The sequence below is a fragment of the Azospirillum sp. UENF 312511 genome (assembly GCF_058780635.1).
In genome coordinates this window covers 611,333-635,305 of sequence record NZ_JBSNCG010000005.1, presented here as the reverse complement: position 1 = coordinate 635,305, position 23,973 = coordinate 611,333, and the positions used below count along the sequence as shown (strand labels likewise).

Below are 23,973 nucleotides of genomic sequence, written 5' to 3'. Positions count from 1 at the left end.
TCGTCCCGGAGGCGGTGACCACTCTGACTACCGCCCGCGCCGAAGTCACGGTCACGGTGGCTAAATTGTAGGCGTCCGACTGCGATTGACATGATCGCCGTCGGGTTCTGGTTTTGTTGCCCTGGAACCATCCGGGTTATGCGTTGGCGATCGGTCCACCAACGGCGGAAGCCGCCAAGCTGCGAAAAGACGCCAAAACCCTGTAGGACGCCTCGAGGGCATCCACATTCCAGCAAGCTGCCAACAAATCCTGCGCCTGGCTGACCTCAGCCGGACCCAGCGGCCGCCCCCCGACAGATGCGAACGGGCCATCCGTTTCGGTCAGCAAGCGCTCTGGCGGCATGGCTGAGACGAGATCGCGCCCGCGCTTGCCGAGCATCATGGCGGGGCCGACCGAGAACCAGCAGCCCATGTCGACCGCACGGAAGAGCTCGGTCTTGGTCCCAGAGAACCAGTGCAGGATGGGAACACCGGCATCAGGATGCCGGGTCAGCGCATCCAGGACGTCGGTGACAGCCCGGCGGCTGTGAATGGTCATGATGCGTCCTCCCGCTCTAGCCGCGGACACCAGCACATGGTCGAAGACGTGGGCCTGCTCGCGCCAGTACGGCCTGCACTCCGGGCTACCGTCCAGCCCGACCTCCCCCACGTAACGGGTCTCGGGCAGCAGGGCTTCAAACAAGGGCAACTCCCCGATGCGCTCATGAGCGATCTGCGGGTGCAGGCCTAGCGCAGTCCGGATGCGGTCATAACTCTTGCTTAGCTGCACTGTCCCACGCCACGCCTTTGGTGTCGTGGTCACCGAGAGGACATAGGCGCCCGCTTCCCCGCACTGCCGGGCGGCAGCGGCGGGGTCTGGGTAGAGGTCGAGATGGCAATGAAGATCGACGGGCGGAACGGTCAATTGAGCAAGCCGAGGTGATCCAAATACGACCTTACCTCTGCCATGCCCTTATGGGCGACGTCCAGCAAGGCGTCGCGCTCGGCCCTGTCGGGTGGGAGTGGTCCTGTCTGGGGGATCCACCGGGCAATGTCGATTGACGGCAGCCGCCGGGCGGCCAGAACCATCGCCAGCAGATCGTCCTTTCCATTCTCCTGTCCCATGACGGCAACCAGGTTCTGACCCTCCGGGGCGTAGGGGGTGTTGTCCACGATCCCCGCGGCATGGAAGGACGACCGCCGGATGAGACAAGGGACACACTTGCCACATTGAACCCACTTCCTTTTCCACTTGCCGCAGGACACCGTGTGGTGCGCCACCTTGCCCAACGTCACTGTGTCCGAGCAGCCAGAGAGCATCTCGCCTTTGGTCTTCGTGGCGTAAGGGTTGGAAATCAGGACGGCCATGCCGACCGCGTTCAAGACGTGCTGCACCGAGTCGAGGAAATGCGGGTGTGTGGTACGGGTGCTCAGCGCGCCGATGCGCCGAGCAGTGAGCGGAGGATTGAGAGCGATCAGGCCATTCTCCGGAACAAACAGGTTAACCGGACCCGGCGCCATGCCACGCGCGGACATGGTGGCCGCGACCAAGGCCCCGTAGGCCAGAAAATTGAAGCTGCGCGTCCGCATTTGGACATCGTTGTCGGTGTCCAGCAGTGAGCGCGGATTCGCGACCGCGGCGAACCGCGACAGCGTCGTGGGAAGCTGGCGCTGGATGTCCTCCTGGCGCCTCTTGTCTCCAGGGTAGGCGTGGCTGACCAGCACGGGCTTTCGGCCATCCGCGAGGAGGTCCAGGACGCCGATGGCGCTGTCGAGGCCGCCGGAGTACAGGCTAACGCAGTCATGCCCTGGAAGGGGTGTGAGCCTGCCCCGGGATTGGGGCGTCGGCGGTTCCATCCCGTCCGGTCGAAAGTCGAAGGACCAAAGGTCGCCGCTTAGGAAGTTCAGGGATCGCTCCAGGTGGGGAGCCACAGCGGTCCAGCGCCCAGGATCTTGAAGATGCACTCTGACCTGGAGGTCTCGAGCCCAGCCATCGGCTGCGTCGTGACGGACGGCGAACGTATCCGCCACCGTGACCGCCAAGGCGATGGTCAGGAAATCGAAAGCGAGAGGATCGACGGGCGTGCCAAGCCGCCGGACCGCACCCGCCACCGGCCCTCCCACCGACCCCGTTCCTTCGCGGGGCGGTCGGCGGCCGTACATCAGAACCGGGACCACGCCCGGACCGCCGTTGGGGAGGCGCGACACGTCGTGATGACAGACAATTTCGGTCATGGCTCGTACGCCTCCCATTCCCCCCAGACCTCGCGGATGGCTTGCAACTGAGCTGCCTCGACCTGGGACCCGCTGAGCGTCCGGACGTTCCCGGAAAGCAGCGGGCCCATGTGCTTGTCGGTGGCTGCGCCGATCAGCAGCCGCAATTCCTTCTCGGCCTGCTCGACTTGGTCGGGTGTCTCTGCCTTGGCAAAGGCGTCGCGGGAATCGAGCACTATCTGCTCGAAGATGCAGTGGCCAACATAGGCCAGCATCATGTCGACGATCATCTCGTCGCTGATGTGGGCGAAATCGAATTCGTCATACCCTTGCAGACATTCGGAAAGCGCTTCGTTCATCGCCACCCGCACGCGATCGGCATCTCCGTCGGCGGGCACCAGGGCCCGCACGATCGCTTCGATGACCACGTCGGTGTCTTGCCCGTTCAGGGTTGCGAGATCGAGGCCCGCCGCGCCCTGCCCGTCGCGGAACGCCGACATGGTGTCGAACAGTGCCCCACCGGCACGAGCCATGGACCCAAACCGGCGTGGGCCAACGGCCTTGCCGCCGGTGGCGGTTTTCGCGTACCGACCGAGAGCCGCACGGAGATCGGCTTGGTCGTTCCCAGAAACAAACTTTCCCAGGCTCGTCCGGAAGCCCTGAAACCGTTTCGGTGCAGGCGCTGGCCCCGGGCCCTTGCCATCCGTGTCCGCCCATGGCGGCACGAGCGGGGAGGTGTTGCCAGGCCCCCGGCTTGACGTCGAGGTTCCCATCAACGGCTCTCCCCTGCCTTAAACCAGGGTTTATCCTTGACCAGCACGTTGAGCCATGGGCGCAGCTTGCTCGGCATGGCGGCCCGAATGAAGGCGGCCAGCAATTTGCCAGCCTCGCCTGCATGATCGGCGAGCATCAGCGCGCCATGAAAGCCATCGGGCTTTTCGCTCCAGTCGGCGTGGCGCCGGAACGTTGTGATCATCGCCGACATGACGGCCGCGTGCTCGCCCTGGGGGATCGCGGCGAGGGCGGTGCGGCCGGAAGGGGAAGAACTGGATGTCGTTCGGAGCAGAATGCCCAGAGCCTCCGCCGCGGGCGCCGACAGCCCACCTTTGAGAACACGCAACGGCATGGTCTCGCGGCTCAGATAGACCAACGGCCGCAGATCCAAGCCCGCCAGCGGCGGCTCCAGCGAAAGCCATTCCCGCAGAAAATCGGCTCTCGAAGTCCACGACTCCGGGCAGGCATCCTTGAACTTTGCCGGATCCTCCAGCAACCCTTCCAGCGTCCGCAGCACTTCAGGGGTGCCGCCCGCCGCCGCGTTGATCTCCGTGTACATGTGTGCGACCGCGGTGGCGTCGGTGCAGCGCTCGAAAAGAGCCAGCTTGGCGACGAGCGCCTCATCGACCGGCATCTCGCGGCGCTTGGCAATGCGGGCGCGCATCCGGACGACGTTCAGCATGCGCTTCACGATGCGGGGGTTGCCCTGAACCTCCTTGGAATTCGCCAATGTCGGCGCCATCCGATCTGCGATGCCGAAGCCCAGGGCAACCTCAGGGGGCGGGTTCGGGCCGAGCAGCGCGAGCGCTGCTTCGGTGGTAATGGGCTCCTCTTTCCACGCCTTGCGTAGGTTATCCTCCAGGCCGACGCGCAAAGCCTCGACCTTATCGGCAGGCACGACACCACCGGCCGACGCGAAGAGGAGGAACAGGTAAGCCCGGACTTCTTGGACGCCCAACCGGGGGACACGCACCGGCACCTGGATGAGCTTGTCCAGGTAGTCGGTCACGTGCCGACCGCCAGGGTCCTTGAAGAACTCCGAGACCGAGTGCCTGACCATTTCCTCGTCGGCGGCCACCACGAACGCGGTGTGCCCCATGAACAAGAACAACCGGAGCGCCTCGAGCGTGTGGATGGTCTGCTTGGGCAGGCAGCGGTCGAGGTTGTCCACGAAGACGACCAGGGTCTTCCCCAGGCCGTTGAGCACCTCCTCGAATTCGGCCCGAAACGCGGCAATTTCCTTGGGCGGGGTCCTTTGCTTCTCAGGTTCCAGCAGTCCCTTTCCTCGTTCGGATGCTTTCTCCCCGGCCTCCTTCAACGCATCCAGATCCTCCTCGTCTCCGTTGCCGGAGAAGAAGTCGCCGAGAGCTTGGACCCCCTTGCTCGCGAACCCGAACGTCGGTACGCCCATGGCCAAGGCGCCGCCCTCGACGAGCAGCCCCAGGGCACGCATCTTGTTCACGCGGCCGAGCAGCTTCTTGGCCTGCGCCATGACGCCAGGCTTGCCCTCAGCCGCTTGGATCAACGTCGAGGCGATGACTTCCATCAGCGCCGCACGCGAATCGTCGAATCCTTGGTAGAGCCACGCATCAAATCGGACGACAATGAACTCAGGTTCGGCTCCCGCAGGATTGAGTCCGCCCTCGATGAGATTCAGTAAGGTGGACTTCCCGGTGCCCCAGGTCCCGAACACTCCGACTGAAACCGGCCTCATGGATGGATCGCGCACGACGTCCACCACGAGTTCAGCAACTTCCGAGTAGTTCAGAAAATCCAGATTAGTTTCTACGTCAGCCCACATTCTCTGCCCACCTGCTTCGCCAAGCGCTAGACACATCCATGACTTGTCCGCTCACTGACCTTCAATGCACGGTCATTACACTGCTCCGTAAGATAGCGATCCCTTGCACCACCTTTGCTCACGCAAGGAAACGGTAGAGCAGGCAATGATACGTAGTCAACCTTTTGGTGCCGTAATTGCATCATGAACAATAAATTGACAAAGGTGTGGTATAGATCTCAGCGTCCGCGTTTGTGGTTTGATGTTTGGGCGCGTGTAAGTTGACAGTGTGTGTGCGAAGAGATCGTCATTGTGACTGGGGCGTGGCGATGGTCCTGTTTCTGGTGGCCGCCGTTGTGGCGGACGTGACCACCGAGACTCGCGCCGTGGCCCTCGTGGTGCCGATCTACATCGCCTTCGCCTTGGCGATGTCTACGCCAAACGAGCCATTGCGCGCTTGTTCGGTCTGGAGACGGAGGCGGCTAGGGCCGTCGTGTTCAGCGGCAGCATCCAAAACTCGCTGGTCGCGCTGCCGCTGGCGTTCGCCATTCCCAATGCCGGGGCGCTGGTACCCATGGCAGTGGTGACGCAGGCCCTCGTGGAACTCATGGTTATGCTTGTCTACGTCCGTCAGGTGCTGCGGCTTTTGTACTGACGGTGGTGCGTGCACTGGCTTGACCGGGCACCTATCGGCGACCAGAGCCGGGCCCCCCGGACGGGGGCCAGGGAACCCGACGGCTTGCCGTCCTTCGGGGCCAATCTCGTGTCGCTCTGAAGGTTTTTGCCGTCTCCTTTGGAACGGTCGACAGCGGCATCATCGCTGGCAACGCACCACGATGGAGCAGATGGTGGCCACCTACGATCAGACCTCTGGAAATTCCCACGACCGCATGGATCCCGATGAACCCATGGTGCCGACGCCCGAGATGATCGCCATCCATGTTCGGACCTGGCGTCAGATCCGGAACTGGAAGAAGGCGACGCTGGCCGACTTCGCGCAGGTCTCGCTGTCGACGATCGAGCGAATCGAGCGCGCCGAGCGGGTGTCCGAGGAGAACCTCGACCGGGTCGCGCAAGCTCTCGGCTTTCAGAAGGGCGCCTTCACGGATCCGCGGCGCATCTTGCCGCCCGAGGAGGCTGCCGAGAAGGTCGAGGAGATGTTCGAGGGCATGATGATGGTGCCGTGCAGGCCACTGCGGACCCAGCCGGAGGCCGCAGCCATCCTGGACTGTGCCTTCATGACGGTTCCCGAGGGCCAGTTCGATCCCGAGACTGCGGCGTACGTCGCCACGTTGCGCGAGTGGCTGGAACTCTGGTCCTTCCTGCTCAGCGGTCTAACGAACCCAGACCGTCCGGTGCGCAAGCGTGAGATCTACACCGACCTACTCGCCAAGGTGCGCGACATTGAGCGCCGCGGCTACACGGCGCTGCATGCGGTGTACGAGGCCAAGTCGCCCTTTGGTCTGGCGCCGGTCAGCATGATCGCTTTCTTTCCCAAGCTGACCGACCCAGCCGCCGCCAAGCGCCGCTTCCTGTTCGTCCCCGCCGAGGTCCAGATGCCACTGGACGATGAGGACTTGGATCGCATGGCAGAGGGGACCGACAGCGGGCTCCCCACTTGAACCGACCGCTCTGCGAGCGGCTGTCCCGGTTGTTGGAACGGGTGTCTGGCATGATGCCCGCAGGGACGGCGCGTTTGACAACGGGGCGTGCCGCTCAGCGGGGGTGAAGGCACCGGACGCCGGATCTCGACCGCGAACCAGTCAGTGGTATGCGGCAAGTCCCGACCGATCTGCTGCCAAGCGCGTGCAGGCGGGGTATGGTGTTGGCACGACCACGACGCCATGGATCACCAGTGGACGCGACGGAGTTCCTCGACAAGCTGGCCGGGTTACGGCGCCATTCCGCCAACGGCGTGCGGGCACCGCATAAGCCGCTGGTGTTGCTGTTCGCCCTGGCTCGGTTCAAAGCGGGTCAGGACGAAATTGGTTACCGCCAAGCCGATGCCGTCCTGCCGACGCTGATTCGGACCTACGGACCCCAGGGCACCAAGGCGCGCGTCGCCGACCCGTTCGTCCGCTTGCGCACGGACGGCATCTGGCGCTTGGACACCACACCCGACCTGTTCGACGCCAGCGGCCAAGGCAAGCCCGCGGCCATGGCTGCCGCCAATTCGGCAGCTGGGTTTACCCCCGCGGTCCTCGAACTGCTCCGGCGCGAACCAGACCTTGTGGATAGGGCCGCGCGACGGCTTCTGGACGCAAACTTCCCGCCCGGCCTCCACGACGACATCGCGGCTGCAATCGGCCTCGATCTGGAGAGCGGTGAACGCGGTGTTCGAGATCCCCACTTCCGCGACGCGGTGCTCCGGGCCTACCTGTGCGAATGCGCGGTCTGCCGGTTCCAGCTTCGCTGCGGCGATGGCCTGGTCGGCCTGGAGGCGGCACACCTGCGCTGGCACGCTTTCGGCGGCTCGTGCGACGTCTTCAACGGGATCGCGCTCTGCGTCCTGCACCACCGGTTGCTCGATCTCGGGGTCCTGACGTTGACGCCGAAGTGGACCATCCAGGTCAGCCGGTCCGTGAGCGGACCATCGGCCAGAGCGATACTCGAACTCGACGATACCCCCATCGCCCTGCCGGTCGATCAAGCCCTTCGTCCAAGCGAAAAGAGCATCGACTGGCATCGGCGGAACGTGTTCCGTGGGTGATCTCCACTTGTCCATCGTGGATTCCGCGCGCCACCGGCGGATCGCGGGTGCGTTGAGAAGGGCAGCCAAATCACCGGCCATGGGGGACTTCGGGCTGCGACATGGAATGTGGTTCTCCTTGGCCGTTGCCTCGGGTCTTTCGAACGCGCTCATCGGCGTCGCGTCGGGAAAGGCTCCGATAGGACCGGCGGCCGATCACCAGGTAATCGTGCAACTCAACGCCGAGCGCCGCCCCCGCGCGCTGGAGATCGGCGCAGACGGATTCCGCGCCCCACGGCTTTGGCGGCTCGTCGCTGGGAGCGCTCTGGGCGACGACGAGCCCGCATGCCCCCAGTTCCAGCGCCCGGCGTATGATCTCCCTGACGTAGGTCTTGACCTCATTCACCGTCCCGGTCTGGTGCACCTCGTCGGCGATCAAGTGCTTGCGGGCATCGAGGAAGATGGTGCGTACTTGCTGCACCGGGACGCACGCCGCACGCAAGCGGCAGTAGGTGACCAGCGCAGCGTGTTCGAGGAACACCGGGTGCTTGGCCAGCGATGGCCGCACCAAGCGGGCAGCCAACTCGACCAGCGCCTGCAACCGGACCGACGCCTGAGCGTCGAGTTCGTCGACTCGGATGGTCTTCTGGACGACCGCGACCGCCGCCTCCTCGAGCGTGCGCTGCCCGGAGAGGAGCCGGGCAGCAAGGGCATCGCCGTCCACCCCGGGCTCGGCCATGGTCAGAACGGCCGATAGCAGCACGTTGTCCGGCACGGCCTCCATGGCCCGGCCACCCAGAACGCCGATCATGTCCGGGTAGGCGCGCGGCGCTGACCGCGACGAGGTGTGTCCGCCGGAACGCGGATTGGCGGTCACCGGCATGTCGTGCCTCCGGGAGCAAACGCGCCGTCGAAGCGGTGCCTGGACGGCGCCTGGGCATTTCGCGATGGGTCTGGCTTCACGCCGCCATTCCGAAATCCGGGGTGATGCCGAGAAGGGGACCTTCGATTTCGTTCATGCCGTGGATCCGGGCCAGCCCCGCCTCGGACACCAGCAAGCGTCCCGCCAACGCCATGGTGACGCCGACCTGGACCGGGGCGCCGTACCGCTCGAGGGGCCATCCCGCCAGCCGCAGGATGCGCTCCATGCGGACGTCGACCACCGCCACGATCTCGGTCAAGCCGTTCGCCAACGCGAACTCATGCACCCCGGCGACCAGCTCGGCTGTTCCGCGCGCCACCCGGCGCCCCTGGAGGTGGCCAGCTCGGCCTTCGAGGGCGAAGCGGCTGGCTTCCCATGACCAGGGGCTGCGGGGGGCCTGACGGTCGCCCAGGAGGACCGGGAACGTGTCGGCGAGCATGTAGCGGCCGATCGTCGGCAGCAGGCGAACACAGCCTTCGACGGGACCACCCTCGTGTTCCTGATAGAGGAGGTAGGTTGGCGACGTGGCATCGTACTCGTCCACCTCCAGACCGCCAGATGTGGTCACCTCCCAACCCAGTCGCTCAAAGAAAACCCGGTGACGAAGCTGGTGCATTTCAAAAATGGACTGGGCGTGCTGAGCGACGCCGCTGAGGTTGACGACCGTAATCATGGCAATCTCCTGCCGGTGTGTTGCTGGCAGAAGACAATACCTTTGTATTCTGGATAAGCTGTCCACCTGGACAGGGGAAGGTCAGGGGGGCGCGATGAGGCCCAGCATGGTGGCGCGGACGATCGCCTGCCGCGTCGTGGTGACGCCGAACTTCCTCATGGCGTTCTCAATGTGGAATTTTACCGTACGCCGCGCCAGACCGAGGATGATTGCGATGTCGGCGTGGGACTTGCCCTTGGCCGACCAGTCCAGGCAGTCGACCTCCCGCGGCGACAGCTTTACGCGCCGGACATCGTTGGCAGGCGAGCTCTTCTCCTTGGCATGGGCATGGAAGTAGATGCCCATGAGGTGAAGAATGGGCCGGTTCGCTTCGACGATGGCCTGGAAGTCGGCGGGAGTTGTGGCCGCGGCGACGTTGAACGACGCGGTCCGACCGGCGCTGTCGTGAATCGGGACGGTGAAGCCGCAGGCGATGTCGTGCTCGCGGGCTTCCTCGAAGAGCTGTCGCTGGGGGCGCGGGACCGAGCCGATGTCATCGGGACAGGTCCAGTAGAAGGGCATAAAGTCCTGACCTGCGCGCTCGATCACTGGGTCGATACGGCTGTACTGGCGCCCGATGTAGCGGTCGGTCCATCGGTCCGGATAGTTGGAGATGTAGAGCGGTTCGGACCGGCCTGGCTCGTCGAATCCCACATAGGCCAATGCGGTCAGCCCCAGGTCACGCCCGGCGTCGACCAGCACTGCGCGAAGGGAATCAATGTCCCGGCTGGTCTGCAAACCGGCGATGAACCTGCTGAATGTTTCCTGCATGTTGTTGGTGTCGACGGCTTCGTTCGAATGGAAATCGGGGAATCTTGCGGCCTGATGATGCCACAAACTCCACCGCAAACGCACCAGTAAGGAGGGAATATCACATTTACAACACGCTCATATGGCGGTATACCGTGTCGATGATCCGCCTCTTTCATGACGCCAAGAATACTTATGCTTCTTATGGTTATGGCGCTGGTCTGTGCCGGGACATGCACCACACCACGTCACCGGTAAAACGCCTGCGGCGCCGTGCCGCAGGGGCATGGTGTCGGATACCGTCCGCGTTGGCTCGAAAATGGTAGGCTGGCGAGGGTAACGGGACGCTTGGGACCTCATGAACGACCCTGATGCCTCCTTTCGGCTCGCGGCCTTCGAGTGCTTACGCCTCTTGGCGGGGCTGCATGGAAGCGCGTTGTCCTGGAGTGCGATCCAGGAAGGCTTTGCCTGCGCCGGAGAGCGCGTGCTCTTCGCCAGCGCGGCACAGGGCATCTTCAAGCCTGTTCAGATGAAGGGCGTCTTGAGCGTCAAGACCGTGGTCCCGAAACCTGGTGGTCGCGTCTGGTACCATGACCAGTTGGAGTCGGATGCGAAGCTGAGGACGGCGACCGACACCCTCGCTTATGCCTTCAAGGGGAGCAACCCCGACGATACCCAGAACCGGTTGCTCCGTGACGCGATGGAGCGGCAGCTGCCGCTGATCTACTTCTACGGCGTCGCCCCGGGTTTTTACGAGCCGATCTTCCCCATCTACGTGGTGGACTGGGATGCGGCGTCCCTGTCGGTCAGCCTCGCGCCCAAGCCGATCGCCGACATCGGGACGCTCTGGATGCCGCCCAACACGGATGAGCGCCGCTACGCCCTGCGCCAGGTGAAGCAGCGCTTGCATCAATCCTCGTTCCGCGAGCGCGTCGTTGCCGCGTACGGTGGCCGTTGCGCTTTGAGCGGCCTGCCGGAAGTGCGGCTGGTCGACGCTGCCCACATCATCCCGGACCGCGACGAAGAGTTTGGCCAGCCCGACATCCGCAACGGCATCTGCATGTCGAAATTGCACCACGCGGCCTACGACGCCGACCTGATCGGCATCGACCCCGATCACCGCATCCACATCTCCGAGCGCCTGCTCGATATGCACGATGGCCCCATGCTCGAGCTCGGCATCAAGGGGCTGAAGGGGCAGGTCATCCGCTTGCCACGAGAGAAGCAGATGTATCCTGACCGCGATCGGCTCGCCCTCCGGTTCGAACGCTTCAAGAAGGTCGCCTGACCCCATCCACCTCCAACCATCGCAGCGCCCGCCCGGCACCATGCCGCCGGATCTTTCAGAGACCAGCCCGCTCGCCTCCGGACTGCGAGAAGATGCCGTCTAGTCCTATCACCGGCGTGCTGTGGAGCTCGCGGGCCAGTACGAGTCGATCGCCTTCGAGGGCCTCTACGCCGATGTTTTGGACGTGCTGCCCTCGGCCCCCTCGGCCGTACTGGACGTGGACGTCGGCGCCGGTTCCGGGCGCGACGCGGCTTGGTTGAGCGCGCGTGGTCATGAGGTGGTTGCGGTCGAACCGGCCGCCGGAATGCGGGAGGCGGCGGCGCGGGGCCGCCAGCATCCGGTGGATGGACGACCGCTTGCCCGGGCTCGATCGCGTCCATCGGTGCGGCATGGCGTTCGACTTCATTCTGCTGGCCGCCGTCTGGAGGCAAGGCGGCTGACGGCGGCCATGCTCAATGACGGAGAGCCGATCCACTGCGTTTGGAGCGGCCGCAGGCTCCGACAGGACGGCCTGGACATCGACCATTGCCTTCCGTTCAAACGCCGACCTGTGGAACCCGATGCCATCGCATCCGCGGGTGAAACGGCACGAGAAGGCCGATCGCCTGATCTCCGCCATCCTGCTCGAAGCGGTTGGGGACCGAATCGCCACGTGGTGGGAGCGCGCTTATCTGCGGCGGACGGAGATCTTGGCGAGCCGGTTCGGACGCGAGGCCACGGCATCCCTGCCGGTGGAGACGGTGACGGGGCAGCATGTCGGCATCCAGGAAGTTCTGGATACCCCTCAGCTAAACGCCTGATGCTCAGAGTGACACAACAGCCATCAGAATGGCATGGCATTCAACCAAAGCCATCTTTGTGGCGGCGTACTTCAACTTGCATTCATCTATTTTAGAAGCGCCAACCATTGTGAAGGCTCTGGGCGGGCGGCGGAAATTTCTTGTTCTGATAGCTCGACCCCAAAGGCGCGCTGCGCCTCCTCAACAGTTAGGCCTCTGCGAATGCCCTTGATGGCAGATTTTGCTTTGGAATCACGGCGATAGTCTTTGCTGCGATTGCGCTCTTCAGCTGCATCGCTATCCAAGACATCGTTGACCATCAGAAGCCTTCTCATCTCTGCCTCCTAGAGTAATCGTAAATCCGCTCCCAGCACTCCTCAGCTTTGGCGCCTTCGAGATCGAACCAGCCCTCCCAGCCAACACCTCTCAACAGGTAGGCTCCCATGGACGTTCCATCAACATCATAATCCAAGTCGGCAACCTCCCACAATGTCATTGGATCTGGATCTTGGAGGTAGAGACGAACCGCTGCGAACGTGTCTGGGCGAATCTTTTGTTGAGCCGCCGTCAGCCTGTTGGACGCCTCCCTTCGAACGTCGTCCCACCCCTGCTGATCGGTGTAGAACCCCATAAGAGCCCAAGCGTAGCCCCCTCCTTCTCCTCCAGCAATCAAGTGGACGGTTCTTAATCCGAGCAAACGGTAAATCTCAAAAAAATTCCTGGTCAAAATGCGACCAATTCTTTTCCCTTGCCATCCATCTTCAACCTTCATTTTGTTGTGATCGACTTCGAGTTTATGGAAATCAAAATACCTTTCACTTTCTATAATTGTTGATCCTCCAGCATTCACAGTGTAATGCAGCGTGCCTCCCCCTCCTGTTCCAACTTGAACACGTAGCTGTGGGGTGCCTGGAATATCTCGGCAGATGCTCAAGTAAAAAGTCTCAGGCGCGAGCTTTATAAATTGATTCCACCCCGCAAGATGATTCGAGCTGGAGCCGATTGAAACTCTTCCGTTTGTATCATCAAAGTTGCTAAATGCACACTGCACTTTATGACCTTTCCATTTTGATGTTTCTAATTGGTTCTTTACTTAGATCGTGCCATCAAAGGTGATACGGGAGATCCAAGGCCGGTGATAGGAAAGACCGTTCGCCTTGTGGGTCTCCTTGCACTGGCGGACCATCTCGATGCCCTGCGTTAAGCTGTGCCCATGGGTGCGTCTCTGGTCACCGACAGGTTGGGAGGTCAAAAAGTCGGCCGTGGCGGACTCGGCGACCGTCTGCACCGGTCCGAAACCGACGATTCCGACCGCGACGCACGTGGCGGCCAAAGAATGGAATCTGCTCAAAGACCGACACCCAGTCCCTCCCCAGCCATGTCAGGATAGTTGAGTGACAATACCGATGCTCAACGGGATGAGCAATCTTTCTAGGTTCCAGGCATCGAGGCCGTTCACGGTCACATTGAACATAATCCATTGATCAGCGCGCGCCGCTAGCAGGCTGCGGAAAAACTCTGAATTTGGCGGAACCGGTTCCGCATGTTGTTGCTGATGCGCCCCGAGCGCCCCAATATATGGGGCGCTCGGATGCCAATTTGGCCTTTTTCCGCAGCCTGCTAGGTCCAGTACTACGCGCCAACGTATCAAAGCCAAGCATGCTGATTCTCTACGCCGAATGAACCACCTCGGGTGGCTCGCCGATCCGGTATCGCGCAAGCTCCTGTCCAACCACAATGCCATCGCCGAGGAGTGGTATTGCGATGCCTTCGCCTACTGGGTCGCGGGCTCCTTGCCGGAGCCGCACGCCGAGTTCTTCGACGAGCTTCTGGCAGGGGTAAGCGCCCCTCCAGCCAGCTGACGGCCCGGTTCCTCGCATACCAAAGTATGCACGCTCAGGTTATATGAAGGCGAACAATCTCTCAAAATAGGTTGAAACTGGGTCTGTGCTTTGACAGGCTGGGCTGCCTCTAATGGATAGTGCACCAGCTACGGTCCCCAGCCATGCCAGCCTCCGTCGTCACCCAACCATCGGATGTCTCGCAGGGCGTGGTGTTCCCGTTCGATTTCACGGTCTCGGTCGACATGGCGATCTTCCCCAGAGAAGTCGTCCTCCGCACCTGCTACGCCTTCACCGACCAGTGCCACTGCTGGCTCGAGTTCAGAGCAGGGCGCGCGCATCTTGGTCGGCTTCAGGCTCAAGGTCCCATCGGCTGACCCGGATGCCATCAGGGGCGAGTTCGGGAAGGCGCTGATCGACTTCGGCCTGCGTGCCAGCATTGAGGAGAAGACACGAGCCGTCCGCGAAGCCATCGTCTCCGCGGCCCTGACCGAGGCCAGCGCACCCGCACCGGCGAAGCGGTAGGGGGCCGGGTTGGCAGGGCGTCTCCCCTTTGCACCGCTGACTGACTTTCATCCGAAGGAACCGGGCTACCAACCGATGCCCTTCCGGTTCGTGCGCATTCCGGGCGTCGATGGAAAGGTGCTGGTTACGTCCGAGGTCGGCGAGTTCGAGTTCCTGGACGAGGCTGACTTCAGAACCTTCGCAGCCGGGGCACTGAGTCCGGCCACCGATGCCTACGCGGACCTCCAAGGGAAGCATTTCCTTGTCGAGGGCGATCCCTCGACCACCCTCAGGATGGTCACCGCGAAGTACCGAACCCGGAAGTCCTTCCTGAAGGGTGGACCGGCCCTTCATGTGTTCGTAGTGACGCTCCGGTGCGACCACAGCTGCCGCTATTGTCAGGTTTCGCGGCAGACGGCCGACAAGGCACGCTTCGACATGTCGGCCGAGACGGCTGCTGCGGCCATTGAACAGATGTTCCAGACACCGTCGCCATCCCTGACGGTCGAGTTTCAGGGTGGCGAACCCCTTCTTGCGTTTCCGCGCATCCGGCAGATCGTGGAAGCGATTGAGGAGCGGAATCGGATCGAGGGGCGCTCCATCACCTACTCGATGACGTCGACGCTGCACCAGGCCGACGGCGAGGTGCTGGAGTTCCTCCGGCACCACGATTTCCAGCTTTCCACCTCGCTGGACGGTCCTGGGGCCCTGCACGATGTCAACAGGCCTCTTCCCGGTCGTGACTCCCACCAGAGGACGCTGGATGGAATTGGCCGCGTCCGAGCAGTCCTGGGCGAGCGCAGCCTCTCGGCCCTGACGACGCTCACCCGTGAGAGCCTGAAGCACCCCGAGGCGATCGTGGATGAATATGTCCGCCTCGGATTCCCGTCCGTGTTCCTGCGGCCCCTCAGTCCGTTCGGCTTCGCTGCCAAGGCTGCGCAACGGATCGGCTATGGGATGGAGGAGTTCCTGCCTTTCTATGAACGGGCGCTGGCCTACATCCTCGAACTCAACCGTGAGGGGATCCGTCTTCAGGAGGCCTACACGGCAATCCTCCTCACGCACATCCTGACACCGTTCCCGACGGGCTACGCGGACCTGCGGTCGCCGACCGGCTCCGGGCTGGGCGCCTTGGTCTACAATTATGATGGCCAGGTCTACGCCTCGGACGAGAGCCGCATGCTCGCCGAGATGGGCGATCAGACGTTCCGGCTCGGTTGCGTCCACGACCGGTACGCTGACCTGATGGCATCCGAAGCGATGCAGGTACTTCTCGCCACCGGCATAGCCGAGGCGCTGCCTGGCTGCTCGGACTGCGCGTTTTTGCCGTACTGCGGCGCCGATCCGGTGTTTAACCTGACGCGCGAGGGGGACCCCGTCGGCCATCGGCCCACGAACGCACACTGCGCCAAGCACACCGGCCTGTTCCAGATCCTGTTCCGCTACTTGGCAGAGGCGGACCCGCACGTCATGAGGACCTTCACGTCCTGGGTGACTCAGAGGCCGGTTCAGTGCCTGCCGAATGCGGAGGCTGCCTGATGCTGCCCCTGCACACACGGGCGGTGATCTCGGGCGACCTGTCCCGGCCGCTAATGAAAATCCTTGATCTCAGCGAGGCGCTACGAGGCGATGTGCCTCATGAGCGGGTTGCCGTTCACCTGGATGACGGCATCGACGTCGACACCGGCGCGCTGCGCGATCTGGGCTTCGCTGCCGTAATGCGGCCGGGTGCCACCGACAGGCTGCCAGACGATGCCCTACCGGTTATCTGCGGGCTGAGCAATACCGAGGTCGTGAAGCCCGGCGACGTGGTCCGGGTGCGGCCGGACAGCGGACAGCTGAGCGTGCTCTACCGGCGCGGGGCGAACGCGAATTCCTTGTTCTTGACCGAGCAGTGCAACAGCCGCTGCCTGATGTGCAGCCAACCCCCGCGCGACGACGATGACCTCTGGCGCGTCGGAGAAGTCCTGGAGCTTATCCCGCTCATCGATCGGAATTTGCCGCAGCTGGGCTTTACCGGCGGCGAGCCGACGCTGCTCGGCCCAGGGCTGCCAGAGCTCATCCGCGCCTGTAAGGCGGCGCTGCCGCAGACCGGCCTGCACATCCTGACGAACGGTCGCAACTTTGCTGACCCGACGGTGGCCGATGGAGTCCATGAGGCGACCGGGCACGCAACCTGGGCCATTCCGCTTTACGCCGATGTGCCGTCTCGCCATGACCATGTCGTCCAGGTGGCGGGGGCCTTCGAGGCAACAGTCAACGGCATCTACAACCTTGCCGAACGCGGGCACGCGATCGAGATCCGCTTCGTCGTGCACGCGCAGACCCTGCTGCGCATGCAACGGTTCGCCGAGTTCATCTGGCGCAACATGCCCTTCGTCGATCACGTCGCCTTCATGGGTCTGGAGCCGATGGGCTTAGCCAAGGTGAACCGGGACCTGCTCTGGGTTGACCCGGTGGACTATGGCCCGGCGCTGGCCGATTCGGCTTGGCATCTCCAAGACCGCGGCATCACGACGTCGATCTACAACGTCCCGCTCTGCGTCCTGCCCGAGGTCGCTTGGCCTCTGGCCCGCCAGAGCATTTCCGATTGGAAAAACGTTTACGACCCCGCCTGCGACGGCTGTTCGATGCGGCCGCGCTGCTGCGGGTTCTTCGCGTCCCACGGCCCGGCATGGCGGAGCAGGGGCATCAAGGCATTCGGGTTCGATGAGGCAGCGGAATGAAGAAGAGCTGGACTGACTACCTGAAGAAGGTGCTGGGCTGGACGGCCCCGACGGCTGCCACCCTGTCGAGCATCTGGTCGCCTGCGCAGGCGGGGCCGCTGCCGGTCCTGCTGCCCGAGGTGCACCCGTCGAACACCCGGCTTCAGCCGATGACCTTCGTAATGCCCAACCGGATGGAAGGCCCGGAGATCTACATCGGTCACCGCAGCCATTCCAGCCACCGCAGCCACAGCAGTCATCGGAGCCATACCTCCCATTACTCGAGCTCGGGCGGGTACAGCGCACCGACTTACTCTCCTCCGGTCTACTCACCTCCGCCCCCGGCGCCGGTCTACAGAGCGCCCTCGACGTCAACGACACCGTCCTGGTCCAGTCCGTCGTCGACAACGACACCTTCCCAGCCATCCGCACCGGCGGCCGGTTCAAACTCGTCTGCAACGACAACGGCGCCTCGGGCAGGCCAGCAAGACGCCATCGCCATGGCGATGCGGGTACAGGTCGAGCTCATGAGGCTGGGTTACTATAAGGGGAAGATCGACGGGAAAATGGGACCGGCGACTAAGGAGGCATTGCGGGCATTCCAGCGGGCCGAAGGGGTGGCGGTCACGGGGGTGATGGATAACGCGACGCTGGCGAAGTTGGGGATTGCTGGGTAGATGGGAGGAGCGATCTAAATGCTCATATACGAACGCTCGCGACGCTGCTCCCCCGAAGCCGACCTGCAAACGCTGGCGACGCTTCTCGCAGCCCGCCTAAGAGTTCCCAATGCAGAAGAAGCAGGTTTTAATCTCACCGCTTTTTTGCGTGATGTTCCCAACGAACTTGCGCATGGAAGAATCTGGCGTCAACGTTGTGGAACACTTGAAGGCTTCATTGATGAAGTCGCCTGGAAATCAAGTGAACGATACGGAAAGCTCGTTGGTTGCCCTTATTGGAGCGCAGCTGCAAAGAATATTTTCTTTAAAGAATGGGAAAATTTACTTCTATTGCGCCACAATAGACTTCGGCCATCTATCTTCGCGTTCTCCCGTTTGCTTGGAAAACGGGTTCGGGGGAGATGCCAATTACAGCATGAGCATGTATTCCCGCGAGTTGAGCTAGTGCGACAGTTGATTGGCCGACAAGATGAACTCCGTGACCTTCCGCTCGAGACTGCAAGAACCACAGTGAAAGGTTTGCTGCGAAGATATGCTGTGGGCTGCGTGGTTACGCGCGCAGAGCATTGCGATCTGGACAGCCTTGGAAATTATGAGAATCCTTGGCGCCGGTATGGTGTCAGGATACCGCTTCATCAGAACATTGAGGGCTGGGATTCGGTCCATGCAGAGTGGATCGGCCAAGTACGTCAGGCAGATTTAGGAGCTGCGGTCAGTGTTCCATAACTGAGGGTCAAGAACAATGGTGGTCGGAATTGAACAGCAATTGGTGCCACGCTTCCTGAGTCATAAATCTTGCAATCCGGTTGGCCAAGCTGGGAGCCGGTTTCGAGCGATCAACATCACTCCATGCCTGCTCGCACGCTCGCGAGCTTCGGCCGTGAAGCTTTCCGCGGTTGTGATAGCAATCAACTGGGCCATCGGCGCCTCATAGGCGCTGCGCGCACGGAGTAGATCGTCTACGGGCGAAGCGTCGCAATACCGACTCTGGCGATGCTTGCACTGGATAATGACCATCTGCCCAGTCAACGAGTTGACCGCGACGCCATCGGCTCCCCCGTCCTTCGACGCCGGTGTCCGCTGTGGCTGGAACCCCTGCTCCTGAAGACGGCGAAGGGCCCAATTCTCGAATTGAATTGGGGTCATTAGGTCGAGCTCTTCGAGAAGCGTATCCTTTGCTGCACCACTATGTTCCGAGGCATCTGATGTCAAGCCGACAGTTTCTCGGAATAGTGCGGCCTCATCGACACCAGGGAGGATCGGAGGAACCAGAAGATCTCGACTCAACGCCCGCTTCCGTTCAAGGAGAGCATTAAGCTTGAGGTCGAAGCTGCTTTCGCCGATTTCCGGGTGAACGGCGAGCGGATAATAGACATGCACCGTCCGTCCCTGACCAATGCGGTAGATTCGGTCGGTGCATTGGTCCTCCACAGCGGGGTTCCACCAGCGCGACAGGTGAATGACGTGGTTGGCCGCCGTCAGCGTCAAACCGACGCCGCCCGCCTTGGGCGAAAGGATCATGACATCGAACTCATTACGGCACCTCTGGAAGTCGTCCACCGCCCGCTGACGCTTTTCGCCCGCCACGCCGCCGTTGATGAGCATGGGCAGGCGCGGCAATCGGAACTCCCGCTTCAACATGGCGGCCAGGACGTCCTGCATGTCCAAGCTCTCGACGAAGATGAGGGCCTTTTCCCGGTCGGCCGCGATCTTCCTGAGGATTTCGAACGTCGGAGCCAAGCGCGCGGACCATACGATGTAGTCCTCGTGCCGGATGCCGTGAGCCTGCTGTGGATCTATAGGGTGGAGCGAGATGCCTCGGAGGGCATGCAGAGTTTCCAGCATGCCGCCCGGGCGACCGCTGGCCTGACGCCCCCTGGTGATGGCTTCGGCGTAGGCTTCAGCCTGCCTGCCGGGCATCCGTCGTTCGATCGGCACGACCCGCTTTTCAGGCAGACCGAGAAGCCTGTCGGCCTTCATGCGCCGCAGCATGACGGCGGAAAGTCTCTCGCCCCCGCCACCCTGTGCACCGGTCGGCACGGACTCTTCCAGCATCCGCGCGCGGAGACGCCGCAGGGCCTCCATATCCTCGGGCGGGTGGCTCTGCGAGAAGCTCTTCAAGTCCCCGAGATAGCCTGGGTAAGCGATGTCCATGATCGCCCACAGGTCCTCCAGCCGGTTCTCGACCGGGGTCCCCGTCATCGCCAGCGTGTAGTCGGTGTTCACCGTCTTGGCGGCGCGGGACAGCTGCGAGGTCGGGTTCTTGAGCTTTTGCACCTCGTCGTAGACGGCGGCGGCCAACCGCACCTTGGCGAAGCTTAAATGGTAATCACGCAACGTTTCGTACGTGGTCAAAATCCAGACCGCCTCCTGGAGCCTTGTGCTGTCGAGCAGCGGCTGGCCGAGATCGACATCCTTACCCCGGCGCCCGTCCCGCAGCGTCTTCAGATGGGGGCCGAAGGCGAGGAGAGGCTCCCCCAGTCCTGGCGGCGCCAGGTGGCGCTCGTGCTCGGCAACCCAGTTCGCCAACAGGCCCGTGGGGGCGATGACCAGCATCGGCTGCCGCTCCATTCCCAATCGGGCGCGGGTTTCAGCCAGCCATGCCATGAACGCAAGAGCCGACAGCGTCTTCCCCAGCCCCATGTCGTCGGCGAGGAGCACCCCGGGGAATCCGACGCGCCACGTCGACTGGAGCCACGCCAGCCCTTCTTCCTGGTGCGCCTTCAGGCCGGTAAGCAGGGCTTGGGGAACGCCGCCGACGTTGTCGGCGGCGCGGCGCTTCAGGTCGCGGTGGTACGAGACCTGCTCGTAGTTCTCATCGACGACCAGGAATACCTTGCCGGAGAGCTCCGGCTCCGACCCGATGGCTTCTCCTTCGGCCTCGTCACCGTGTTCGTCGTCGTTCGATTGGGTCATGGGGGCAGCGAACCCGAACAATTGAGCCAGTGCCTGCAAGGTCTGCTCTGTCGCGGGAACACTGTGGCCTCCAATGGAAACTGTTTCCTCTTGGTTGGCCATTGCTGCCTGCACGGCCGCGTGTGCGAGCGTGATCTCGGTCGGCGAGAGCTCCACCCGCGTGTCGCCGATCAGGACGCCGAACTTCTCCGGCAGCCAGGTGTTTGGCTCTCGCTTGAGCCATGGCAGCACCGTCGGCTGCCAGATCCCGAGGTCCAGAACACGCTGCGAATACTGCTCGGTCGCGATGAACAGGTGGTCGATAACCTCGGCTACAGTATCGTCGCCGAGCGCCTCCTTGAGGTAAGCCTGAGGGTTGCGCGCAAATTTCCGCCGCGTTTCAACGTCAGCTTTCTGCACCCTCCGGACCACGCTGAGGGCCTTCCGCAGTTCGGGCTCGACGTAGACGTAATAGTGGTTCCCGAGGCCGTAGCGGTCGCGGCACTCGTCCCATTCCGGAAAGCGCTGTTTGGCGAAGACCTCCTGCAACGCGGCGGGCAGCAGGCTTTCCGCCTCACTGACCGCCGCGTCCCCGTCGCTGTCGGCCCAAACCTCCTTCGTGCGACGGCCGAACAGCACGGGCTCCACCTGGAAGCCGCGTGCCCCGGTCTGAAGCCGCAGAGAGAAGGCCGCCGTGTGGACGATCTTGGTGTTCCGGATGTACGGGTCGGTTTCGACCGACCCGCCGGGGCTGTCGGAGATCACGTCCTTGAGCGCGGCAAGATGGCGGAAACGCTCCCCGTCGGCGGTCGTGTCGCTCTCCCGGAAGCGCGCCACCCCCCACCAGATCGAATACAGCGGCTCGGGAATCCGGTAAGTCCGCCCCCGGTACCGCAAAAGGCAACCTTCCACGGATGCGCCGCTGGCGGGCACAGCACCGGTCTCCAACCACCTGGCGCTCACCTCGAACGTGGGCTGGGCGATGTTGCCGCGTGATTGGAGCCCCAGCATCAAGGGGGTGGGTGGCGGGAGGTCCAAGGCCAGGGCGTGGCTGCTGGGCAGCGCCGCGATCGCCTCGTTGGCGACCCACAGCCGCTCGCCGTCGACCCGCACCGGAGGCTGCTCATCCGCCTGCTCGGCCAGCCCGAGCAGGTGAGCCACCACGAACAGGCGGTCGGGTTCAACGGCGTTGACCCAATCCTCCGCCGGGATGCTGCGCGTCCCCAGGAGGCGTCGCTCGATCAGCTTGAAAAGCAAGCCGTCTCCAACGTTGTCCCACGAAAACCGAAGACGCGCCATTTGGACTGTCCTGCCGCTTTCACCAAGAAAAACCCAACCCCTCGTCCCGTCACATATAGTCACGGGTCTGCATGCGAATGCCCGTTTGCTGCCTTATGTATTCATGCACATCATATTGCCACTGGCCATTGTGGACCTTCGAGAAGTCCGAACCGTCGGCCAGCCCATATTTTGTATAGGTCTGCCCGTAGAGTTTCGGAGCCTTGCCGTTGCCCGGAAGCCAGATGTGGCACCGGCCGTTGTGGCTCCAGTCGGCGACGGTGAGTTCACCGATTTGCATGATCAGCACCGCGTGGTCGCGCTGGACATTGGCGCCATGCTGAAGATGCCCGAAGTTGCCGATCGCGGCGTTGTCCCGGTCGGCCGCCAGTTGCTTTGCCACCGCGGCGCCGTCGCGGGCGAAGGCCACCCAGGCTTCCAGCATGAAACGGTTTTCGTAGTAGGCGCCCCAGAACGTCCGCCGTGCGGCCCACATGTGCGTCTGCGCGGTGCGGTCGACGACCTCAAGGAACTGCTCCAGGCTGGCCTTGGTCAGCCAGCGCCGCATGACGCGACGGGCGTCCTCGTGGATGTCCGTCCAGCGCGCCATGTCGATGCGCGGATCGTGCAGCAGGGAAAGCAGAAAGCCCTCGGTGAATTCCCGGATGTCGTCGGGTGGCGGACGGTCCGTCCACGGCAGCAGCATGGCCTCCGCCATCCGGGCCCGCGCCCCAGGCAGGGAGCCGTAGACGAAGGTTTCGTCCTTGGCCGCCCAAGCGGCCAACCGCTTCAGCAGCGGCAAGCTCGGCGTTTGCTCGAGCGTGCGCCTGGCCGCCTGCGTGCCCTCGAGAAATGCCCGCGCCGCCAACTGCGCGGTCACCAGCGTGCCCTCAAAGCCAGCGGCCTCGAGCACCTCCCGGGGCGGCTTCTCGGCCTGGGCGGAGACGTGGGCCGCCAAGTTCTTCGGCGCCGCGTCGACGTCGAACAGAGCCAGCGTCCGGTGCTGCTCCGCCCACAGCCAGCGCCACTGCGGCACGATCTCTTCGAGGAACGCCGCGATGCGCCGCAGCCCGGCCAGCGAGGGGTCGTGGTGGCGCAGATAGAACCGGACGAGCCGGTACGCGGCCGACCGCGACAGTCGCTCCCGCAGTTCCTTGATGTAGCGCTCGACGAACCGGACGTCGGCAATGAGCGGGTCCGGCCCCATTGCCAGACACTCGGAGGCGTATCGCCAATCCCGTGGGGCGATCCCGTCCCACTGGTTGGAGGCGTTGGCCGCCACGAGGCGTTCCCTCAGGGCCTTGAGGTCGATGAGGGTCGCCTGCGCCGTAACGGCCCGCAGCCGTCTCTCGACGTCGAGCTTGGCGAGGGCCATTTTGGGCGTCGGCTTGAAGACGATCTTCTTGGGCGCCCAGGACCGGGACAGCTTGCCGACGAGGCCGTCGAGGTTCATTGGTAGTGTTCCTCGACCCGCCGTTCGACGTCCTCGATCTGGCTGGCTTTCGGCGAGGTCATGATGAAACGCAGGTCAATCCGTCGGTTCTGGCGCTTGTTGTCGTCGCCGTCGTTCGGACGCACCGGGCGGAACTTCCCGTAGCCGGACACGCTGAGCACGGTCTGGTCGCGCGTGTTCTTGAGCGTGGCGAGTTCCGGCTGAGCCTCGGTCATCGCTTGGTAGGTGCTCAGGCTCCGTTTGACGCTCAAGTCCCAGTTCAGCGTGTCGCTGCCGTCGCTGTCCGTGTGGCCTTCAACGAAAACGGCTTCGATGGTGTGGGGCGTGTCGGGACACGTCGCCGGGCGCGGCAAGCCGAGCACCGTCGTGTAGCAGGGCATCACGACGCCGAGGGACCGGGCCAGGGCCCCGACGGCATCGCGGCCTCGCCCGCTCAGGTCGGCACGGCCGCGGTCGAACAGCACGTTTTCCGGCAGCCGGAGAATGCCGTTCTCGACGTCGATCTCCACCGTGATGCCCTGGTCCTGCATGGCTTTCTTGACGTCACTCAGGATGATGCGGCGGGTGTCCTCGGCGCTGAGCAGCTGCTTGACCGTGGTCTGGGTGCGGACGGCCGCTTCGTTGAATTTGAGCGCGAAGAACATGAGCATGAGGATGAAGAGGAAGAGCATCCCCACCATCATGTCGGTCATCGACACGAAGACGCTCTCCTCCTCGACACTCGCGTGGACCG

General features: G+C 63.2%; 23 protein-coding genes and 1 pseudogene. 12 read left to right on the top strand and 12 right to left on the bottom strand.

Translation table 11 applies throughout. The annotated features are described in order from the left end of the window. Positions 1 to 136: 136 nt before the first annotated feature. The 4 genes from qatD to ACWPN7_RS31370 are packed head-to-tail and all read right to left on the bottom strand — an operon-like array spanning position 137 to position 4,768. A complete protein-coding gene (qatD, locus tag ACWPN7_RS31385; RefSeq protein WP_492273693.1) occupies positions 137 to 904 on the bottom strand; it encodes a Qat anti-phage system TatD family nuclease QatD in 768 nt (255 codons plus the stop codon). Further along, positions 901 to 2,214: a Qat anti-phage system QueC-like protein QatC gene (gene qatC, locus ACWPN7_RS31380; protein WP_492273692.1), complete on the bottom strand. Its 1,314-nt coding sequence runs from the start codon at positions 2,212 to 2,214 to the stop codon at positions 901 to 903. The genes qatD and qatC overlap by 4 nt, the downstream gene beginning before the upstream one ends. Next, positions 2,211 to 2,966, bottom strand: a complete 756-nt coding sequence (locus ACWPN7_RS31375) for a Qat anti-phage system associated protein QatB (RefSeq protein WP_492273691.1) — start codon at positions 2,964 to 2,966, stop codon at positions 2,211 to 2,213. Before ACWPN7_RS31375 ends, qatC begins: the two co-directional genes overlap by 4 nt. Further along, positions 2,966 to 4,768: a KAP family P-loop NTPase fold protein gene (locus ACWPN7_RS31370; protein WP_492273690.1), complete on the bottom strand. Its 1,803-nt coding sequence runs from the start codon at positions 4,766 to 4,768 to the stop codon at positions 2,966 to 2,968. The genes ACWPN7_RS31375 and ACWPN7_RS31370 overlap by 1 nt, the downstream gene beginning before the upstream one ends. Positions 4,769 to 5,204: 436 nt before the next feature. Here ACWPN7_RS31370 and ACWPN7_RS31365 point away from each other — a divergent pair, with 436 nt between their 5' ends. From ACWPN7_RS31365 to ACWPN7_RS31355, 3 genes are all read left to right on the top strand, one after another. After that, on the top strand, positions 5,205 to 5,402 hold the full coding sequence (locus tag ACWPN7_RS31365; RefSeq protein WP_492273689.1) for a hypothetical protein: 198 nt from the start codon (positions 5,205 to 5,207) through the stop codon (positions 5,400 to 5,402). Positions 5,403 to 5,592: 190 nt separating this feature from the next. Further along, positions 5,593 to 6,369: a helix-turn-helix domain-containing protein gene (locus tag ACWPN7_RS31360; protein WP_492273688.1), complete on the top strand. Its 777-nt coding sequence runs from the start codon at positions 5,593 to 5,595 to the stop codon at positions 6,367 to 6,369. 233 nt (positions 6,370 to 6,602) lie between these two features. Next, positions 6,603 to 7,457, top strand: coding sequence for a phosphorothioated DNA-binding restriction endonuclease (locus tag ACWPN7_RS31355; RefSeq protein WP_492273687.1), 855 nt, complete (start codon positions 6,603 to 6,605; stop codon positions 7,455 to 7,457). Between the two features lie 70 nt (positions 7,458 to 7,527). Here the strand turns inward: ACWPN7_RS31355 and ACWPN7_RS31350 are convergent, their stop codons facing one another. From ACWPN7_RS31350 to ACWPN7_RS31340, 3 genes are all read right to left on the bottom strand, one after another. Beyond that, positions 7,528 to 8,319 (bottom strand): JAB domain-containing protein, encoded by a 792-nt coding sequence (locus ACWPN7_RS31350; protein ID WP_492273686.1) that lies wholly within the window; start codon positions 8,317 to 8,319, stop codon positions 7,528 to 7,530. A gap of 76 nt (positions 8,320 to 8,395) precedes the next feature. Then, complete coding sequence (locus tag ACWPN7_RS31345; RefSeq protein WP_492273685.1) at positions 8,396 to 9,031, bottom strand: acyl-homoserine-lactone synthase; 636 nt, start codon at positions 9,029 to 9,031, stop codon at positions 8,396 to 8,398. Between the two features lie 81 nt (positions 9,032 to 9,112). Beyond that, on the bottom strand, positions 9,113 to 9,841 hold the full coding sequence (locus tag ACWPN7_RS31340; protein ID WP_492273684.1) for a helix-turn-helix transcriptional regulator: 729 nt from the start codon (positions 9,839 to 9,841) through the stop codon (positions 9,113 to 9,115). Positions 9,842 to 10,178: 337 nt separating this feature from the next. Between ACWPN7_RS31340 and ACWPN7_RS31335 the strand changes: the two genes are divergently transcribed. From ACWPN7_RS31335 to ACWPN7_RS31325, 3 genes and pseudogenes are all read left to right on the top strand, one after another. Then, positions 10,179 to 11,108, top strand: coding sequence for an HNH endonuclease (locus tag ACWPN7_RS31335; protein WP_492273683.1), 930 nt, complete (start codon positions 10,179 to 10,181; stop codon positions 11,106 to 11,108). Between the two features lie 121 nt (positions 11,109 to 11,229). Further along, positions 11,230 to 11,421: pseudogene (locus tag ACWPN7_RS31330) on the top strand (class I SAM-dependent methyltransferase); the annotation flags it as partial. Between the two features lie 142 nt (positions 11,422 to 11,563). Next, positions 11,564 to 11,908: a hypothetical protein gene (locus ACWPN7_RS31325; protein ID WP_492273749.1), complete on the top strand. Its 345-nt coding sequence runs from the start codon at positions 11,564 to 11,566 to the stop codon at positions 11,906 to 11,908. Between the two features lie 86 nt (positions 11,909 to 11,994). Here the strand turns inward: ACWPN7_RS31325 and ACWPN7_RS31320 are convergent, their stop codons facing one another. Continuing rightward, positions 11,995 to 12,222: a hypothetical protein gene (locus ACWPN7_RS31320; RefSeq protein ID WP_492273682.1), complete on the bottom strand. Its 228-nt coding sequence runs from the start codon at positions 12,220 to 12,222 to the stop codon at positions 11,995 to 11,997. Next, the gene (locus ACWPN7_RS31315; RefSeq protein ID WP_492273681.1) at positions 12,219 to 12,938 is read right to left on the bottom strand and encodes a hypothetical protein; all 720 of its coding nucleotides are present in this window, start codon (positions 12,936 to 12,938) and stop codon (positions 12,219 to 12,221) included. The genes ACWPN7_RS31320 and ACWPN7_RS31315 overlap by 4 nt, the downstream gene beginning before the upstream one ends. A gap of 628 nt (positions 12,939 to 13,566) precedes the next feature. On the opposite strand from ACWPN7_RS31315, the gene ACWPN7_RS31310 reads away from it, so the two are divergent. The 6 genes from ACWPN7_RS31310 to ACWPN7_RS31285 all read left to right on the top strand — a co-directional run bounded on the left by ACWPN7_RS31310 (position 13,567) and on the right by ACWPN7_RS31285 (position 18,340). Further along, on the top strand, positions 13,567 to 13,749 hold the full coding sequence (locus ACWPN7_RS31310; protein WP_492273680.1) for a hypothetical protein: 183 nt from the start codon (positions 13,567 to 13,569) through the stop codon (positions 13,747 to 13,749). A 174-nt stretch (positions 13,750 to 13,923) separates the two neighbouring features. Beyond that, positions 13,924 to 14,253 (top strand): hypothetical protein, encoded by a 330-nt coding sequence (locus ACWPN7_RS31305; protein WP_492273679.1) that lies wholly within the window; start codon positions 13,924 to 13,926, stop codon positions 14,251 to 14,253. Between the two features lie 75 nt (positions 14,254 to 14,328). Beyond that, complete coding sequence (gene hxsB, locus ACWPN7_RS31300) at positions 14,329 to 15,771, top strand: His-Xaa-Ser system radical SAM maturase HxsB (protein ID WP_492273678.1); 1,443 nt, start codon at positions 14,329 to 14,331, stop codon at positions 15,769 to 15,771. Then, complete coding sequence (gene hxsC / locus ACWPN7_RS31295) at positions 15,771 to 16,958, top strand: His-Xaa-Ser system radical SAM maturase HxsC (protein WP_492273677.1); 1,188 nt, start codon at positions 15,771 to 15,773, stop codon at positions 16,956 to 16,958. The genes hxsB and hxsC overlap by 1 nt, the downstream gene beginning before the upstream one ends. Beyond that, positions 16,955 to 17,614 (top strand): His-Xaa-Ser repeat protein HxsA, encoded by a 660-nt coding sequence (hxsA, locus tag ACWPN7_RS31290; protein ID WP_492273676.1) that lies wholly within the window; start codon positions 16,955 to 16,957, stop codon positions 17,612 to 17,614. The genes hxsC and hxsA overlap by 4 nt, the downstream gene beginning before the upstream one ends. Positions 17,615 to 17,632: 18 nt before the next feature. Further along, positions 17,633 to 18,340 (top strand): hypothetical protein, encoded by a 708-nt coding sequence (locus ACWPN7_RS31285; protein WP_492273675.1) that lies wholly within the window; start codon positions 17,633 to 17,635, stop codon positions 18,338 to 18,340. Positions 18,341 to 18,400: 60 nt separating this feature from the next. Here the strand turns inward: ACWPN7_RS31285 and ACWPN7_RS31280 are convergent, their stop codons facing one another. Genes ACWPN7_RS31280 through ACWPN7_RS31270 form a run of 3 tightly spaced genes read right to left on the bottom strand, consistent with a single transcriptional unit; the run spans position 18,401 to position 23,932 of the window. Further along, positions 18,401 to 21,808: an SNF2-related protein gene (locus ACWPN7_RS31280; RefSeq protein WP_492273674.1), complete on the bottom strand. Its 3,408-nt coding sequence runs from the start codon at positions 21,806 to 21,808 to the stop codon at positions 18,401 to 18,403. A gap of 49 nt (positions 21,809 to 21,857) precedes the next feature. After that, a complete protein-coding gene (locus tag ACWPN7_RS31275; protein ID WP_492273673.1) occupies positions 21,858 to 23,240 on the bottom strand; it encodes an EH signature domain-containing protein in 1,383 nt (460 codons plus the stop codon). Further along, positions 23,237 to 23,932, bottom strand: coding sequence for an OmpA/MotB family protein (locus ACWPN7_RS31270; RefSeq protein WP_492273745.1), 696 nt, complete (start codon positions 23,930 to 23,932; stop codon positions 23,237 to 23,239). Before ACWPN7_RS31270 ends, ACWPN7_RS31275 begins: the two co-directional genes overlap by 4 nt. Between the last annotated feature and the right edge of the window lie 41 nt (positions 23,933 to 23,973).